17 protein-coding genes are annotated in these 16,304 nt (G+C 38.2%); 1 reads left to right on the top strand and 16 read right to left on the bottom strand.

The genetic code is table 11. The annotated features are described in order from the left end of the window. Positions 1-35: 35 nt before the first annotated feature. The 10 genes from pyrH to DUT68_RS11695 all read right to left on the bottom strand — a co-directional run bounded on the left by pyrH (position 36) and on the right by DUT68_RS11695 (position 9,735). Positions 36-743 (bottom strand): UMP kinase, encoded by a 708-nt coding sequence (pyrH, locus tag DUT68_RS11740; RefSeq protein WP_113638390.1) that lies wholly within the window; start codon positions 741-743, stop codon positions 36-38. 24 nt (positions 744-767) lie between these two features. Beyond that, positions 768-1,880, bottom strand: a complete 1,113-nt coding sequence (gene nagA, locus DUT68_RS11735) for an N-acetylglucosamine-6-phosphate deacetylase (RefSeq protein ID WP_113638389.1) — start codon at positions 1,878-1,880, stop codon at positions 768-770. A gap of 79 nt (positions 1,881-1,959) precedes the next feature. Beyond that, positions 1,960-2,805 (bottom strand): translation elongation factor Ts, encoded by an 846-nt coding sequence (tsf, locus tag DUT68_RS11730; protein WP_113638388.1) that lies wholly within the window; start codon positions 2,803-2,805, stop codon positions 1,960-1,962. A 102-nt stretch (positions 2,806-2,907) separates the two neighbouring features. Continuing rightward, a complete protein-coding gene (gene rpsB / locus DUT68_RS11725) occupies positions 2,908-3,735 on the bottom strand; it encodes a 30S ribosomal protein S2 (protein ID WP_113638387.1) in 828 nt (275 codons plus the stop codon). Between the two features lie 18 nt (positions 3,736-3,753). After that, on the bottom strand, positions 3,754-4,140 hold the full coding sequence (gene rpsI / locus DUT68_RS11720; RefSeq protein WP_113638386.1) for a 30S ribosomal protein S9: 387 nt from the start codon (positions 4,138-4,140) through the stop codon (positions 3,754-3,756). A 22-nt stretch (positions 4,141-4,162) separates the two neighbouring features. Beyond that, positions 4,163-4,606 (bottom strand): 50S ribosomal protein L13, encoded by a 444-nt coding sequence (rplM, locus tag DUT68_RS11715; protein WP_113638385.1) that lies wholly within the window; start codon positions 4,604-4,606, stop codon positions 4,163-4,165. A gap of 543 nt (positions 4,607-5,149) precedes the next feature. Beyond that, the gene (locus tag DUT68_RS11710; RefSeq protein ID WP_113638384.1) at positions 5,150-5,986 is read right to left on the bottom strand and encodes a hypothetical protein; all 837 of its coding nucleotides are present in this window, start codon (positions 5,984-5,986) and stop codon (positions 5,150-5,152) included. A gap of 48 nt (positions 5,987-6,034) precedes the next feature. Then, positions 6,035-6,871, bottom strand: a complete 837-nt coding sequence (locus tag DUT68_RS11705) for a hypothetical protein (RefSeq protein WP_157960852.1) — start codon at positions 6,869-6,871, stop codon at positions 6,035-6,037. A gap of 245 nt (positions 6,872-7,116) precedes the next feature. Further along, on the bottom strand, positions 7,117-8,604 hold the full coding sequence (gene hutH, locus DUT68_RS11700; RefSeq protein ID WP_113638382.1) for a histidine ammonia-lyase: 1,488 nt from the start codon (positions 8,602-8,604) through the stop codon (positions 7,117-7,119). A 111-nt stretch (positions 8,605-8,715) separates the two neighbouring features. Further along, positions 8,716-9,735 (bottom strand): Gfo/Idh/MocA family oxidoreductase, encoded by a 1,020-nt coding sequence (locus DUT68_RS11695; protein ID WP_113638381.1) that lies wholly within the window; start codon positions 9,733-9,735, stop codon positions 8,716-8,718. Positions 9,736-9,840: 105 nt separating this feature from the next. Here DUT68_RS11695 and DUT68_RS11690 point away from each other — a divergent pair, with 105 nt between their 5' ends. Further along, positions 9,841-10,185 (top strand): hypothetical protein, encoded by a 345-nt coding sequence (locus DUT68_RS11690; protein WP_113638380.1) that lies wholly within the window; start codon positions 9,841-9,843, stop codon positions 10,183-10,185. Positions 10,186-10,234: 49 nt separating this feature from the next. On the opposite strand, the gene DUT68_RS11685 is transcribed toward DUT68_RS11690, so the two are convergent. The 6 genes from DUT68_RS11685 to DUT68_RS11660 form a co-directional block, all read right to left on the bottom strand. After that, positions 10,235-10,915 carry an OmpA family protein gene (locus DUT68_RS11685; protein ID WP_113638379.1) on the bottom strand — a complete coding sequence of 227 codons (681 nt, stop codon included), beginning with the start codon at positions 10,913-10,915 and terminating at the stop codon, positions 10,235-10,237. 180 nt (positions 10,916-11,095) lie between these two features. Then, positions 11,096-11,791 (bottom strand): ABC transporter ATP-binding protein, encoded by a 696-nt coding sequence (locus DUT68_RS11680; RefSeq protein ID WP_237088321.1) that lies wholly within the window; start codon positions 11,789-11,791, stop codon positions 11,096-11,098. A gap of 4 nt (positions 11,792-11,795) precedes the next feature. Continuing rightward, a complete protein-coding gene (locus DUT68_RS11675) occupies positions 11,796-13,268 on the bottom strand; it encodes a DUF5687 family protein (RefSeq protein WP_113638377.1) in 1,473 nt (490 codons plus the stop codon). A gap of 3 nt (positions 13,269-13,271) precedes the next feature. Further along, entirely contained in the window at positions 13,272-14,552 is a 1,281-nt protein-coding gene (locus tag DUT68_RS11670; protein ID WP_113638376.1) for a replication-associated recombination protein A, read from the bottom strand. Between the two features lie 77 nt (positions 14,553-14,629). Next, positions 14,630-15,001, bottom strand: a complete 372-nt coding sequence (locus DUT68_RS11665; protein WP_113638375.1) for a GxxExxY protein — start codon at positions 14,999-15,001, stop codon at positions 14,630-14,632. 60 nt (positions 15,002-15,061) lie between these two features. After that, positions 15,062-16,273 (bottom strand): DEAD/DEAH box helicase, encoded by a 1,212-nt coding sequence (locus DUT68_RS11660; RefSeq protein WP_198659579.1) that lies wholly within the window; start codon positions 16,271-16,273, stop codon positions 15,062-15,064. Positions 16,274-16,304 lie beyond the last annotated feature (31 nt).

Here is a 16,304-nt window from a genome sequence, read left to right as displayed (position 1 = left end):
TGATTTGATACAAAAATATAAAAAATGCTCAAAAACTACCCCTGTACCAAGGTACCTATTTCTTCGCCTTTGGCAATTTTCATGAAGTTACCATGTTTGTTCATATCAAACACAATAATAGGCAACTGGTTTTCTTCGCAAAGCGTAAATGCAGTCATGTCCATTACATTCAAGCCTTTATCATACACTTCCTTAAACGTAATGTGATTATATTTCGTTGCTGTAGCATCTTTCTCCGGATCTGCGGTGTAAATACCATCTACACGTGTTCCTTTAAGCACAACATCCGCATTAATTTCAATTGCCCTTAATGCAGCTGCTGAATCAGTAGTAAAATATGGATTACCCGTACCTGCACCAAAAATCACTACACGCCCTTTCTCTAAATGGCGCACCGCCCTGCGACGTACAAAAGGCTCACAAATTTGCTCCATTTTAATTGCCGAAAGCAAACGTGTTTTTAAACCTACTTTCTCTAATGCATCTTGCAAAGCCATGCTATTAATTACGGTAGCCAGCATGCCCATATAGTCGGCTTGTGCCCTATCCATTCCAGATTTTTCAGCACTTAAGCCTCTGAAAATGTTTCCTCCTCCTATAACAATTGCTATTTCTAAGCCTTGATCGTGTACCGCTTTAATATCTTCGGCATACTGCTTAACTCTTTCATTATCAATACCATACTGCTTCTCGCCCATTAGCGATTCGCCACTCAATTTGAGGAGGATACGTTTATACTTCATAAAAGGCAAAATTATCAAGTTTTTTTAATTTGATGCTTCTTTATTGAGTTTAATTTCCTCGCCTTTGTAAAATACTTGTTGAAGCGCCAATTTCTGGTCTAAAACCAACATGTTAGCTTGGTTGCCCACCTTTAGCTGTCCAATTTGATGCTGTTGCTGTATCAGCTTTGCTGGATAATAACTGGCCATACTTACGGCATCCGTTAAAGGTATATCACAATATTGAGTACAATTTTGAATGGATTGCAACATGGTCATCGCTGAACCAGACAGGGTGCCATCAGGCATAACAAATTTGCCAGCTACAGCGTGATGCTGATACGGCCCCTTGTTGCATTCGGTAACCGCATCTGTGATGATAAACAGCCGCTCTTTCATCACCTTGGCGGCCATCTTCACTACTTCAAAATCTACATGAAGTCCATCAGTAATGATACTTGCCATGGCTGTTGGGTGATTCATTACAGCAGTTGGAATGCCTGGCGCACGGTGCTGCAAAGGTGACATGGCATTGAACAAATGTGTTGTAGTTTGTATGCCCTTATGGTAAGCCTCAGTAGCTTGCTCAAAAGTAGCACTGCTGTGGCCCAATGACACTACAACATCGTGGTCCAGCAAATATTGGATCACTTCATCATCCTGCAACTCCGGTGCCAGCGTCATCATTTTAATGGTACCATCACCAAAGTTAAGGAGGGCTTTAATTTCATCTAAGCTGGCCTTGCGGATATATTCCTTTACATGTGCTCCCCTTTTCTCGGGGTTGATGAATGGCCCTTCCAAATGTAAGCCCAAACAATTTCTGGCACTGCTCCTGTAAGCTTTAATTACATCAATGCATTGATTGAAGACCTCCGGAGTATTGGTAGCTAAACAGATTAGGAAACTGGTGGTGCCTTCCTGCAAAAGCTGATCTTCTATAATTCTAATATTATCGAGAGATGGTTCGGCAGAGAAAAGCTTTCCAGCTGCACCATAAATTTGCAGATCAACAAATCCGGGAAGCAAATAATGATCTGATTTGAGCGCACTTTGACTTATTTCTACGGCTTTAATCAAGCCATTTTCAACGGTAATATCTTGTGAAGTTTGTAAACCTTGGGGCAGGAAAACATTTTGGTTTTGTAGCAATTGCATTTACAAGTTTACCAAAATGTTATAAAACAAAAAATCCCGATGTAAAATCGGGATTTCATATTTCATTTGGGCTTAAAAATTAAGCACCTAATTGTACACGTTTGAAAGAAGTAACGGTTAATCCTTTTACAGTATTGTCCAAGAATTTACGAACGTCCATAGAACCGTCTTTAACAAACTCTTGGTTTAATAAAGTACTGTCTTTGTAGAATTTGTTCAATTTACCAGCAGCGATTTTCTCAACCATTTCTTCTGGTTTACCTTCTTGACGGATTACATCTTTAGCGATTTCGATTTCACGTTCAACTGTAGCGGCATCAACGCCATCTTTATCAACAGCAATTGGGCTCATTGCAGCAATTTGCATTGCAACATCTTTACCAGCTTCAGTAATATCTGTACCGTTAGCACCTTCAAATACAACTAATACACCCATTTTACCGTTTGAGTGGATGTAAGAAACCACTTGCTCACCAGAGATGTTTGCATACTCTTGGATAACGATTTTCTCGCCAATTTTACCAGTTAATTCAGTGATAGTTTCAGCAACTGTACGTCCATCTTCCAAAGTAATTGCCAACAATTCTTCAGCAGTAGCAGGATTATTAGCAACAGCTGTAGCTAAAATAGTTTGAGCTAGGTTACGGAAATCTTCAACTTTAGAAACAGGTTCAGTTTCGCAAGCTAAAGCTACTAATTTACCATTGGTACCATCAGCAGAAACGTTGATTAATACTAAACCTTCAGAAGTAGCATTGCCCGAACGAGCAGCTGATACTTTTTGGCCTTTTTTACGCAATAAATCAACAGCAGCTTCGAAATCGCCATTGGCTTCTACTAATGCTTTTTTGCAATCCATCATACCGGCACCTGTTTGTTGACGTAATTTGTTTACATCTGCCGCAGAAATTTGTACTGTAGACATCTTTATTTAATGTTTTGATTTTCTATAAAATGTTATAAGTTGTAAGTTATAGGTTATACGCTGTTAAACATATAACTTAAAACCCACAACTTACAACTTCAATTAAGCTTCTGTATTATCTTCAGATGAAGCCTCTACTTCAGCAGCTTCTTTTTTAGACGCTTTTTTTGCCGGAGCTTCAGGAGCATCAGCAGCAGCTTTAGCAGCTACAGCTTCTTTTTCTGCTTCTTCATCTTTCTCACGTTTACGCTCATCTAAACCTTCTTCGATAGCTTTAACAATGATGTCAGTAATCAAAGAGATTGATTTAGTAGCATCATCATTTGCCGGAATAGGGAAATCGATGTTTGAAGGATCAGAGTTAGTATCCACCATTGCGAAAGTAGGAATGTTTAATTTCAATGCTTCAGCAACAGCAATGTGTTCTTTCTTCACGTCAATTAAGAAGATGGCCGCAGGTAAACGGTTCAAATCAGCAATACCACCTAAAAGGTTTTCTAATTTGATACGCTCACGTTGGATCATCAAACGCTCTTTTTTAGAAAGAATAGCATAAGTACCATCTTTAGTCATCTTGTCGATGTTAGACATCTTCTTGATTGACTTACGTACAGTAGCGAAGTTAGTTAACATACCACCTAACCAACGCTCAGTTACGAAAGGCATGTTTACTTTTTTAGCTTGCTCTGCTACAATTTCTTTAGCTTGTTTTTTTGTAGCTACAAATAAGATCTTACGACCAGATTTTACGATTTGTTTAATCGCCGAAGCAGCTTCTTCAGTTTTAGCTAAAGTTTTGTTTAAATCTATAATGTGGATACCATTACGCTCCATGAAAATGTAAGGAGCCATTTTTGGATTCCATTTGCGGGTAAGGTGACCAAAGTGTACACCTGCATCCAATAAGTCTTGATATGTTGTTCTTGCCATTGTATTGTCTCCTTAAGATTAACGTTTACTGAATTGGAATCTCTTACGAGCTTTCGCACGTCCTGGTTTCTTACGCTCAACCATACGCATGTCACGGGTCATTAAACCTTTAGCACGTAACGCAGATTTTTTCTCAGCATCTAATTCAACAATAGCTTTAGCAATTGCTAAACGAACAGCCTCAGCTTGTCCTTTAACACCACCACCAGCTACGTTTACTTGTACATCATATCTACCAGCAACTTCCGCAACTTCGAAAGCTTGGTTAACAATGTATTGTAAAGGTAGGGTTGGGAAATATACTTTATAATCTTTACCATTTACGGTAACAGCACCGTTGCCATCTTTTAAATAGATACGAGCAACTGCAGTTTTTCTTCTACCAGAAGTATTTGTTGTTGACATTTCTTTTCTCTTTTACTTTTAATTAAAGTTTAATGGTTTTTGGCGATTGTGCCGCATGAGGATGCTCAGTACCAGCATAAACAAATAAGTTAGTATATAACTTTTTGCCTAATTTGGTTTTAGGTAACATACCACGCACTGCTTTCTCTACCACACGCTCAGGGTGTTTTGCCAACAACTCTTTTGGAGAAATGAAACGCTGACCACCTGGATAACCAGTGTAGCGTACATAGGTTTTATCAACCATTTTGCTGCCTGTCAACTTAACTTTGTCTGCATTAATAACAATTACGTTATCACCGCAGTCTACGTGTGGGGTATACTCAGGCTTGTTTTTTCCTCTAATAATCATTGCAATTTTAGAAGACAAGCGCCCCAAAATCTCTCCTTCAGCATCAACTACAACCCATTGTTTGTTAACGGTTTTAGCATTCGCAGAGACAGTTTTGTAACTTAACGTATTCACTTGCTTTTATTTAATTTGTTAAAAAATATATAATTCCCCAGTTTTTTAGGGACTGCAAAGATAGGGAGATTTGTTTAATTACCAAATAGTTGGCGTAGAAAATTTTGGATTTCCGTTTTAGGTGATAAGTTATAACTGCTAACATTGATAATTTGAAAAGCAATTGCAATGGTGCTTCGGATCCGAAAGCCCTGCTTTTCGTTTCAATCTTTTTTGTATTCCGTTTACCGTGATGTCAAACATAGTGAGACATCTCTAGGCTAAATGCTACTATCATACAGATTTCTCTCTACGTTCGAAATGACGCAGCAAAAAGTATTTCCACTTCAATCAGGTTTAATTAATAAAAACCTGTGCTAATGGCAAGCTTTGACAAACCTCTACTCAACTTACTAGAGGTTTGTCAAAGCTAATGAAAGTAAAATTATAGCTTCTGCGGATTTGCAATCCAGAAGCATTTATATGAGGATTTTAAATCCGCAGGTAAAGTCGACAATTAAATATTAAAGGAAAGTAGTAGGCCGAGATGCAATCGTTTAGTCATTATCTTACTTTCTTGATGATCGCCTGCATTAAAGGAAGGGTGTATCTAACTTCAACATCAAACGCCCCAATTCTGTATAGTTTCGATGAGCTGCTCGCTAATGTAGGTTGACCATAAAGTCGAGTCATTTCAGCGAATATTTCCTCAACATTAATTTCGGAAATATTATAAGCATCGCCATAAAAAACTCTTATTTCCTTTACTTTCTCATCTTGATAGTAAACATGATAACTTCCATTCAACCCATCAACAAGTGTATTACTTGCCAATATACTTTTTGAACCTGCAAAAACAGACCTATATTCACCTACGCCAAACTGCGTTCCTTTAATGGTATTGGTGGCCAACATCACCTCCATAGGCGTTTCGAACCAAAAACTGCCTGATTTATAAAGAAGCAAAAAAAACTGATTTTCTTTTACATAAGCTATATCCAACTTATTCCAAAGTTCAAGTAAGGTATAGTCATCAACTACCCTAATTTTTTTCTCTACAGTAAGACTACTAGCACCTTTTTTAAAAGTAAAAATCGCATTGTAATCGCCTGCTTTTTCTATCGCTTGAACATCAAACATTATGAAGAATTCACCACCGTCTTTAAGTTTAAATGTTTTCGCTTCGATTCCATTTACAGTTAACGAGAAGTTTTCTTCGCCAGTATAAAAGCTATTTTCTATCCATATCCCTAATTTGAAGGGCTTGCCCACTTTCTGCACAATACGGTCTGTAGAAAAAACAACTCTTTTTACATCGATATTCTCAGGTGTAACACCTTCATTTTTCGAACATGAAGCAAACGCAAAGCACAGGAGTAAAAGGAGCGTGTAATTATTCATAATTTGAGTTACGGTTAATGATCATTGACAATGCTACAATAATCTAATTTATCTTGCCTTGGTTACTGTGGCAGTAATGTATCTATAATAATAGTCATCAAAGGCGATATCAAAGTTGCCAGACCTATAAATTGTTTTACCACCAGATTGCGTAGGCGATCCATACAATTTAATTAATTCATTTTTTAATTCCGTTATACTAAAAAACGGATCTCTAAAAGTGTCTGCAATCATTACATTTATTTCCTTTAATAGACCATTTTCGTAGTAAGTTTGGTAAACACCATTTAAACCTGGTATAAATTCTTTACCCACGTAGACTTTGGGCGAGCTATAGAAATTTGTCCGATACTCGCCAATATCTAAAGCATAGCCTGTTTTCATGCTATTTCCCAAGGAAATGCTGGCTGGTGGATTAAAGTCAAAATCGTAAGACTGATATACAGATATTAAAAAATTGTGGCTCCTAACATATACATCGTCCAATTTAGGCCAAATAGATGCAGGTAAAAAATCATTAACTACTCTAACTGTTCTCTCAACACTAGATTTGCTAGCCCCGATGCTGTAATTAAAAATCAATTTATGATCACCCGTTATGTTAATTCCAGGAACTTCGAATAACATCATTATTCGTTCATTATCAACATAACGCTTTAATAATTTGGCCGTGACTCCGGCTACGTTAAGAGAAATTTCTTCGCTTCCTTTGTATTTACCTTGACTTCGATAAAGAGCGATACCAATATGAAAAGCAGTTTGCCTTTTTTGCAGAATACAGTCTGGACCAAATGTGGACGTAGATATAGGGTCATCTACTAATTGTTCCTTTTTACAAGAACTCAAGATATTCAGAAACAGCAGGACGTATAAATATCTCTTCATGAGCGTTTTTCTTCAAATATGAAAATTTTTTTTGATTTAAATAATTTCATCTGACGTTCCAATCCTAGATCGCAAATCTCTGAGAACGGAAATAACCCAACCAAGCACGTCATCATAATTCATTCTAGAATCTCTTCAACCCAATAAGTGCTTTATGTGCCATAAATAAGTTCTGGACAACGATAACTAAGAGTTTTTCTTTTATGGCAAAGTAAAGCGAATCGCAAAGTTGATATTGATTAAACCTAAGGACGGTTTCCTTTAATAAAACTAACACTTTGAGAAATATCGTTCGCCAGTAACCTATCAGTCTCATTAAACTTAACCAACGCTCTAAAATCTGCTAAGAGTTGCTCAATTTTAGGTGATGATTTTAACGGCCTCCGCAGCTCCAAGGCTTGCATAGCAGTAATCAATTCTATTGCTAAAATACGCTCCACATTTCCAACTACTCGCAAGCATTTGGTTGCAGCGTTTGCGCCCATGCTCACATGATCTTCCTGTCCGTTACTACTCACAATACTATCTACAGATGCCGGCGTACACAATTGCTTATTTTCGCTAGCAATCGATGCCGCTGTGTACTGCGTAATCATCAAGCCCGAATTTAAACCCGCTTCTTTAACCAAAAAAGGCGGCAATCCTCTAGTGCCCGAAATCAACTGGAAAGTTCGGCGTTCCGAGATAGATCCAATTTCGGCCAATGCCATACATAAAAAATCAAGGGTTAAAGCCAGCGGCTGACCATGAAAATTCCCTGCGGAGATAATTAAATCTTCATCCGGAAATACATTGGGATTATCAGTAACTGAATTGATTTCCGTTTCAAAAACAGATTGGATGTACGCTACACTATCCTTACTTGCGCCATGTACCTGAGGTACGCAACGAAACGAATAGGGATCCTGAGTTTGCTTGCCTTGCTGTGCTATCAATTCACTTCCCTTTAACCAATGCTTAATGTTGTTAGCTGTGGTTAGCTGACCTTTGTGCGGACGAATCACGTGACTCAAATCCAAAAACGGATCAATACGGCAATCAAAAGCATCAATGGCAGTAGCGGCAACGGCATCGGCCCATGCCAACAAATTTTCAGCTTGCAACAAACAATACACCCCATAAGCACTCATAAATTGCGTACCGTTGATCAGCGCCAAGCCTTCCTTGCTCTGCAAAGTTAGTGGCTGCCAATTCATCTGCTGGTTTAGCTTTTCACTGGGAGCTTTTTCTTCCTTGTACCAAACCTCGCCTTCACCTATTAACGGCAAAGCCAAATGTGCCAGGGGAGCCAAATCACCTGATGCCCCTAAAGAACCCTGCGTATAAACCACAGGTAAAATATCGTGGTTAAAAAAATCAACTAACCGCTGTACCGTACTTAGTGCAACCGCCGAATGGCCATAACTTAACGACTGAATTTTTAACAGCAACATCAACTTCACGATAGGCCTAGGCACTTCCTCTCCAGTACCACAAGCATGCGATAAGAGCAAGTTGTGTTGTAATTGCGTAAGCTGGCTGGCGGCTACTTTAACGTTTTGTAAATAACCAAAACCAGTATTGATACCGTAAATCGGTTCTTCTGTTTTACTTAACTTTTCATCGAGGTAATGTCTACACTTAACAATTCGTTCCGTAGCCTCGGCAGAAAGCTGAATTTGCTGCTTAGTGTTAATTATCTCTTGTACAGAGGCAATAGTTAACCTATTTACACCTATTTGATAAACGGCCATTTGAATTTTATTTGGTCGCCCAAAAGTAAAATAATTTATGCCTACTGTATTGAACTAGCTATCGAATTTCGATTAATACAGCAAACCAAACTTTTTATTGAAAAAGTATTTTTATTTAGATGCTAAAATTGCCAATTGCGCAATAACATCATCTTCTGTAATTGGATAAGGCACATCATTAACTATGGTTTGATAAACGGCTTCGAACAATTCTCCATAATTACCTTTCGGAGATGTTAATACCTCCACCTTCCTTTCATTAGGGCCAGTTACTAGGGTCAACTTTCCGGCATCGTTTTGCGCCTCCACACCGTAGCCATCATCGGTTGGCTTCACTCCTTTTAAAAGCTGAGCTTCCTGCACATCGCCGTGATTTTTTGAAAACGAACCCATCGATCCGTTCACTACAAAAGCCGCTGGAATATCTGCTGCCAGCAAAGTTGCAGTTAAATACACATTCAACTGATTTGGATAAGCCAAATGAATAAAAAAGTAATCATCTACTTGGCTTTCTTGTCTGTTGCAGGCCAGTACCTTATAAAACCTATCGGGCTTACCAAATAAAGCCACTGCTTGATCAATCAAATGTGGTCCTAAATCATACTGTAAGCCGCTAGCTTCAAAAGTGCTATCTTCCTTAAACAACTTCGGACCTATTTCATTTCTGTATCTGTCAAATCTGAAGTAAACCTCCGTTAGCTTGCCTAATTGTCCGCTTTCTATAATTTGTTTGGTGATTTTGAATCCACTATCAAACCGTCTATTTTGATAAACTAAAGCCTTTTTTCCAACCTGTTTAGCTAATGCAAATAGTTCTGCAGCCTGTGCTGTTGTTGCCGTAAATGGTTTTTCAACCAAAATATGTTTACCCGCCAACAAACACTTTTTTGCAAATTCATAATGCGTATAATTTGGGGTGTTAATGATGATGAGATCAATACTTTCGTCGTCAATCAGTTCGTCAACACTATCATAACTAATCACGTTTGGATAATCTTCCGCAGCTTGTTTTTTATTCCTTTCGGTAACGGCTACAAAATTAAACCCCTCGTTAGCAGCTATAAAAGGTGCATGAAACACCTTACCAGACATACCGTAGGCCAGTAAGCCAACATTTATTTTAGACCTCATTTCACAAAGCTAGAAATACTAGAATAAATATGAAAGATAAAAAGGCAATGAGCAAGACCGAATATAATCAAGAAAACAAAGAGGTAGAGATTGTATATTTGCAACATGAAACCAGCAGAAATCAATATCAAATGGAAAGCGCTGCAAGAAAAGATAGCTAAAGATTTCGATTCGGAATTGCCCGACTTGAAGGTGATGTTGTTTTTAATTGGTGTTCAGGAATTGGGAAAAGGGCCCGGTAAATTTAGTAAGCGACAAAAAGAAGAGCTGATGCACATTGCTACTTGTCGTTTATTAAGTGAAATGGGGTTTTATGAATTAGAAGGTTTAGACCAAGATGGCTGGCCGCATTGGAAGCTGATTAAACCAATACCATCGTACGCCGCGATGGAGCAAGAAATGCTACTGAAAGGCTTAGCTATTGAGTATTTTGCAGACATTTACGAATAAAAAAAACCCCGAATTAACTTCGGGGTTTCTTGTATCGTTTATTTTAAAACTATCCTGCTTTTTCTTGTGCTTCTTTTTTCAATTGCTCATTAGCAATAATTACAATCTCTACCCTACGGTTTAAAGCACGACCTGCTTCAGTTGAGTTATCAGCAATTGGCTCATTAAAACCTTTACCTTCTGTTACTAAGCGAGATGCTGGAACACCTTGCGAAACAGCATAAGTTTTAACTGCAGCCGCTCTTTTTTCAGACATGCTTTGGTTAACAGCAGCAGTACCAATATTATCGGTATGACCAATAACTTTCACATCAGTACCTGGATATTGGTTTAATGAAGCAGCTAAAGACTGAATGTTCTTTTTAGCAGCGTCTTTTAAGTCAGTTTTGTTAAAATCGAAAAGGATACCGCTATCAAATCTTACAATGATACCTTCGCCTTCACGAATTACTTCAGCACCTGGAATTGCTTGTTGAATTTCAGCAGCTTGTTTGTCCATTCTTTTACCAATGAAACCACCTGCAGTACCACCAACTGCTGCTCCAATAACGGCACCAACTGCAGTATTACCTGCTTTTTTACCAATTAAAGCACCAATTACACCTCCTGCAGCAGCACCAATACCCGCACCTTTTTGAGTATTGGTTAGGCTATCGCAGCTCTGAAAAATCATTGCACCTACCGATAAAGCTATAGCGACAGTTGCTGTCTTAAATTTTGTAGTCATCATTTTTTTATTTCGTTTATTAATATTGTTTTTGGTGTAGTCAAAGGTAATGCCAATTTTACAATTCGCTTAAAAAACTAGTTGACAACACCAGTACTCCTTTATTTACTAAACGTTGTAGTGGCAAATTGGTTTATGTTTTTTGCAAAGTGAGCTTTAACATTGACCAAATTACCATACACTTTACTCTGAAAAATAAGCTTCCAGCTCCTTTAACGAATTTTCATCGGTGTAAAAATCTTTAATAATGCTTCCTTTTTCTAACAGTACAATTCTATTGCAAACGTCGGTAACGTGATTTAAATCGTGACTAGAAATAAAAGTGGTTAGCTTTTGAGTTTGACTTAAGTTTTTCAGTAAACTTTTCAGCCTAATTTGCGTAGTGGGATCTAAATTGGCAAAAGGTTCATCTAAAATTAAAAGCTCTGGCTTTTGCATTAACGCCGCTGCAATACCCACTTTATTTTGATTTCCTTTTGAAAAATCACGAATATATTTGCCACGATTTAAGATTTCGCCGTTAAAAAATTCCTCATATTGCTTCAAATAATCCGCAACATGGGCAGCACTTAATCCATGCAAGCTGCCTATAAATACGAAATACTCTTCAGGAGTGAGGTAATCAATCAAAAAGCCTTCATCCAAATAGGATGCTGTATAATCTTTCCACGAAGCGGACTTTGAAACGTCCATATCTTTGGAAAGGATAACACCTCCATCTGGGCGAATTAAATCCAATAACATGCGAAAGAAAGTTGTTTTTCCAGCGCCATTATTACCTACCAGTCCTATTGTTTCGCCAGTTTTGATGCTCAACTGTTGGATATTGACAACTGTACGACCAGCGTAACTCTTAACTAAGTTCTTTACTTCAATCATAATTTTATTCTCTAAAGCCCTCGGCTATTTTATATCGTTGTTTTTCAAATTTGTTTACAATTATCTTGATAAAATAATTGCGTAATAACAAGCCTAGCAACCCTAAAAGCGATAGTGCTGCCAACCCCCAGTAAGGTTGGTTTAGTACGCCAAAAGGTATGTAGATAATTAATGGGATTAGTAGGAGCGGCAAACTAAGTAACCATTGTGAGGCTCCAACGCCTTGCCAATTAAAACTTGCACTTTTGGTAATATCTAATCGTTTGTAGTTAAAATTAGCAAAGTACAATACCACAATGGTACTCACGCCAATATTATAGATGTAAGTAGCTAAATGCAGCAACAATAACTTATAGCTCATAAATCCGTAAAATGCTGAAAGGGCAGTAATTAATGTACTGCCAATAGTGAACAGTAGAAACTTTGCTTTAATAAAATCCCGATGATCAATTTTATTCACCAATAAACCATCAAAATGTGCACTTTGCCAAGCAAACATGAATTGACCGTAAACGGAGATGTTAATGCCAGTCATAAAAACTGCGGCAAACAACATTTTTCCAAATTCATTATTTTCAATTAATGGCAGGCGGTAAAAGAAAAAGCCGTAGCATAGAAACAGAAACCCCATAATTACCGAACTTCTGGAACGCTTATGTCGTAAAATTAGCTTTAGCTCAAGAGCGGCTAATTCTCCCACTCTACCAAAGCTGTTTAAGAAAGGATAATCTGTACTTACCTTTTTATCATCCTTTGAACTCAATTCCTCGGTATACAAATTTGCAGTCAAAAATTTGGCGTTTATATAAAATATCGCAAATGCTGCCAATGGAAATATCAATGCTAAAAACGGATATCTTACAACGTTTTGAAACACCAAGTTTGAAAAGGCTCTAATGGAAATCAATCCGTAATAATCTGATGCGGCTAAGCCCAATACCACCATAATACCAATTGCAAAAATTAATACATTGTTGATAGCCCTTCGTTTAATGTAAAGCACCAAAAAGTTATTAAAAACGATAAGTCCTAGTATGGATAGCAAGTATACCACCACATCAACCACACCTCCCGCAGCACTAATATTGATAAAAATAAATGGCAAAAAGATAAAGAGCGGCAATACATTAAAGAATGAAAATAGCGACCGTAAATTCAAAAAGTTCACGATCGTTCTTCTAGAAATATTTAAATGAAGATAGGGGACAATACTCAACGTTGGCAGATCCTGCATTTGTATCCTTATAGCCAAATCAAGCAAGAAGTAATATAAAATCAAGCCGTTAAAAACTATAGTGGGACTAATGCCCGGCATAATCTTATCAATGATGCTAGTCATCCAAAAACCTACGCCTATAGCTACCACCAAGAAATAAAGCATAAAAAATCCCAAAACAATTTGCGCCGCAATGCTTCCTGCTTTATTTCGGCTACGCCAAAAAGCCTTCCATTGATGTGATAAAAAAGTGCTCAGCATATATCAGTAGTTATATTTATTTTTCCAATTCTGTTTTAATTTTTCGCGAAGCTTATCCTCTGCCGGGTTTCTTCCCGGATCGTACAACTTAGTTCCGCTCAATTTTTCTGGCAAATACTCTTGTGCTTCAAAATTACCTTCATAAGCGTGTGCATATTTGTAATCAGCGCCATAGCCAATATTTTTCATGAGCTTAGTTGGCGCATTACGCAAATGCAGCGGCACAGGCAAATCGCCAGTTTGTTTCACTAATGCTTGCGCCTGATTAATGGCTTCGTAAGCGGCATTGCTTTTTACCGATGATGCCATGTAAGTTACGCATTGTGATAGAATAATCCTACTTTCTGGAAAACCGATAACGTTAACTGCTTGAAAACAACTATTCGCTAGTAACAGTGCATTAGGGTTGGCATTGCCAATATCTTCGGAAGCCAATATGACTAAACGGCGAGCGATAAACAAAGGATCTTCTCCTCCTTCAATCATCCTAGCTAACCAATATACCGCTCCATTTGGGTCGCTACCGCGGATGGATTTGATAAAAGCAGAAATGATATCATAGTGTTGCTCGCCAGCCTTATCGTAAAGGGCTAAATTTTGTTGTGCATGGGCCAGTACATTTTCGTTAGTGAGCACTATTTCATCTCCGCCAACACCGTTAATGGCAATTTCCAGCACATTAAGCAGCTTACGGGCATCGCCGCCACTTAACCTAATTAACGCTTCATGTTCTTTAATTTCGATTTTTTTTGTCGATAAGATTTCATCTTTTTGGATGGCGGTGTGAAGTAAACCAACCAATTCTTCTTCTGTTAAATTTTGAAGGATATAAACCTGACAACGGGAAAGCAAAGCCGATATCACTTCGAAGCTAGGATTTTCTGTAGTAGCACCGATTAAAGTGACTAAACCACGCTCCACGGCTCCCAACAAGCTGTCTTGCTGCGATTTGCTGAAGCGATGAATCTCATCAATGAACAAGATGGGCATCCCCATGAAGCTTCCTTTCATTGCCGCTGCTTTATCGATGACCTCCCTTACATCTTTAACTCCTGAATTGATGGCGCTAAGTGCAAAAAAAGGCCTATCTAAGTTTTGGGAAATGATGGTAGCCAACGTAGTTTTACCTACACCCGGCGGGCCCCAGAAAATCATGGATGGTATACGGCCACTTTCAATTGCCTTCCGTAATACAGCTCCTTCGCCAACTAAATGCTTTTGCCCAACATATTCATCTAAGTTTTGCGGGCGTAATCTTTCGGCTAATGGTGGAAGGTTTTGCATACTTTTTTGATTTGCCACAGATGCACAGATCTTAATTTTAAGATATCAAGAATCTCTATCTGTATGTCTGCGTCGATTTACAATATTAATCTTTTGTAATTCAAGCGAACTTCTCCAAAGTTAACAACAAGTGCAACTCTATTTTTAGAAACTTTCAAATAATTGATGGCTTGCGCCATATGTTCATTTGCAATACAACTAGTGCATTTAACTTCCAAAATAATAGTATTAAAAACTACAAAATCCGCAAAGAACTTATGCGGCAAAATAATTCCTTTATAATCGACATGGTACTCTTTTTCTCGCTGGTAGGAGATATTTCTAGACTGAAATTCATACTCAAGCGCATCTTTATACACTATCTCTAAAAATCCCGCTCCTAGGTTATTATGCACTTCCATACATAGACCTATGATTTCAAAAGTCTCTTGCTTAGAAATAAAATTCATTGGTAAATGATTATTCTGTTAAAATAGTCATTTTTAATGAAATTATCTGTGCATCTGTGGCTAAACCGCCTTAGGTTTCTTTTTAAAAAACTTTTTCTTCTTTTTATAAGGCTTCTTCTCTCCTGCGGGTTCGTCTTTAGGTGCTTCGCCTAAGTGTTCAGGCAAAGGAATGCGATCAATTTGTCGTTCAATCAGCTTTTCAATGTTAGCCAACCTACGTTTATCTTTAGGGTTTACCAGCGTAATTGCGGTACCTGTGGTAGCTGCCCTTGCTGTACGACCAATTCGGTGAATATAATCTTCAGGATCCTGCGGTGCATCGTAATTGATCACCAAATCGATACCCGTTACATCAATGCCTCTGCTCAATACATCTGTACCAATCAGTACGTTCAGCTTATCATTTTTAAAGTCGAGCATGATGGCTTCACGTTCCTTTTGGTCAAGATCACTATGGAAAGCCGCCGCCTTTAAACCCAACTTTTTGAATACTTTGCCCAATTCTTTCACCTTTTCCTTACGACCAGCAAACACAATAATGCGATTATAAGTTGCTGATTTTAGCAGCTCCGTTAGTAATTGGACTTTCTGCTCATCATGGATGAGATAAATTTGTTGGTTAATGCCCTCCGCTGGTTTAGAAATGGAGATATTGATTTGCTCTGGCTCATTTAATAAGCTGCTTGCTAGTTTGCGAATTTTTGGAGGCATTGTTGCAGAGAACATCACCGTTTGGCGCTCTTTGGGCAAATAGCCCACAATTTTCATGATATCCTCATAAAAACCCATATCCAACATCCTATCCGCCTCATCCAACACCAAATGCTCTAATTTATCCATTTTTAAAACTCCCGACGCCAAATGCGAAATGAGTCGGCCAGGAGTGGCAATAATAATATCAACCCCTTCACGCATAGAACGTTTTTGTTGTTCGTAAGCTACGCCATCGCCGCCGCCGTATACCGTTAGTGAGCTGATGTTGGTGAAATAAGAAAGCGCTTCCACCTGTAAATCAATTTGTTGAGCAAGCTCTCTGGTAGGTGTAAGTATCAGCACATTGTTGTGACGCTCGTGCTTTTGCGTAAGCATATTCATGATGGGCAGCAAAAAGGCTCCTGTTTTGCCCGTCCCGGTTTGTGCACAAGCTATCAAGTCTTTATTTGCAGTAATGATTGGAATAGCTTGTTGTTGTATAGGAGTAGCGTTCTTGAAACCCATTGCTAGCAGGCCTTCTAAAAGCTCCGCGTTAAATCCAAATTCTTTAAAATCCAATTGATATTTTTAATAATAGGATAAAAGTACT

The sequence above is a fragment of the Pedobacter zeaxanthinifaciens genome, from assembly GCF_003313335.1.
Lineage (GTDB): Bacteria > Bacteroidota > Bacteroidia > Sphingobacteriales > Sphingobacteriaceae > Pedobacter > Pedobacter zeaxanthinifaciens.
This window is presented reverse-complemented; position numbering and strand designations above follow the sequence as displayed.

Coding starts and splice junctions, on each gene's coding strand:
- pyrH (WP_113638390.1), bottom strand. CDS start 743: ATGAAGTATAAACGTATCCTCCTCAAATTGAGTGGCGAATCGCTAATG.
- nagA (WP_113638389.1), bottom strand. CDS start 1,880: ATGCAATTGCTACAAAACCAAAATGTTTTCCTGCCCCAAGGTTTACAA.
- tsf (WP_113638388.1), bottom strand. CDS start 2,805: ATGTCTACAGTACAAATTTCTGCGGCAGATGTAAACAAATTACGTCAA.
- rpsB (WP_113638387.1), bottom strand. CDS start 3,735: ATGGCAAGAACAACATATCAAGACTTATTGGATGCAGGTGTACACTTT.
- rpsI (WP_113638386.1), bottom strand. CDS start 4,140: ATGTCAACAACAAATACTTCTGGTAGAAGAAAAACTGCAGTTGCTCGT.
- DUT68_RS11710 (WP_113638384.1), bottom strand. CDS start 5,986: ATGAATAATTACACGCTCCTTTTACTCCTGTGCTTTGCGTTTGCTTCA.
- DUT68_RS11705 (WP_157960852.1), bottom strand. CDS start 6,871: ATGAAGAGATATTTATACGTCCTGCTGTTTCTGAATATCTTGAGTTCT.
- hutH (WP_113638382.1), bottom strand. CDS start 8,604: ATGGCCGTTTATCAAATAGGTGTAAATAGGTTAACTATTGCCTCTGTA.
- DUT68_RS11695 (WP_113638381.1), bottom strand. CDS start 9,735: ATGAGGTCTAAAATAAATGTTGGCTTACTGGCCTACGGTATGTCTGGT.
- DUT68_RS11690 (WP_113638380.1), top strand. CDS start 9,841: ATGAAACCAGCAGAAATCAATATCAAATGGAAAGCGCTGCAAGAAAAG.
- DUT68_RS11685 (WP_113638379.1), bottom strand. CDS start 10,915: ATGATGACTACAAAATTTAAGACAGCAACTGTCGCTATAGCTTTATCG.
- DUT68_RS11680 (WP_237088321.1), bottom strand. CDS start 11,791: ATGATTGAAGTAAAGAACTTAGTTAAGAGTTACGCTGGTCGTACAGTT.
- DUT68_RS11675 (WP_113638377.1), bottom strand. CDS start 13,268: ATGCTGAGCACTTTTTTATCACATCAATGGAAGGCTTTTTGGCGTAGC.
- DUT68_RS11670 (WP_113638376.1), bottom strand. CDS start 14,552: ATGCAAAACCTTCCACCATTAGCCGAAAGATTACGCCCGCAAAACTTA.
- DUT68_RS11665 (WP_113638375.1), bottom strand. CDS start 15,001: ATGAATTTTATTTCTAAGCAAGAGACTTTTGAAATCATAGGTCTATGT.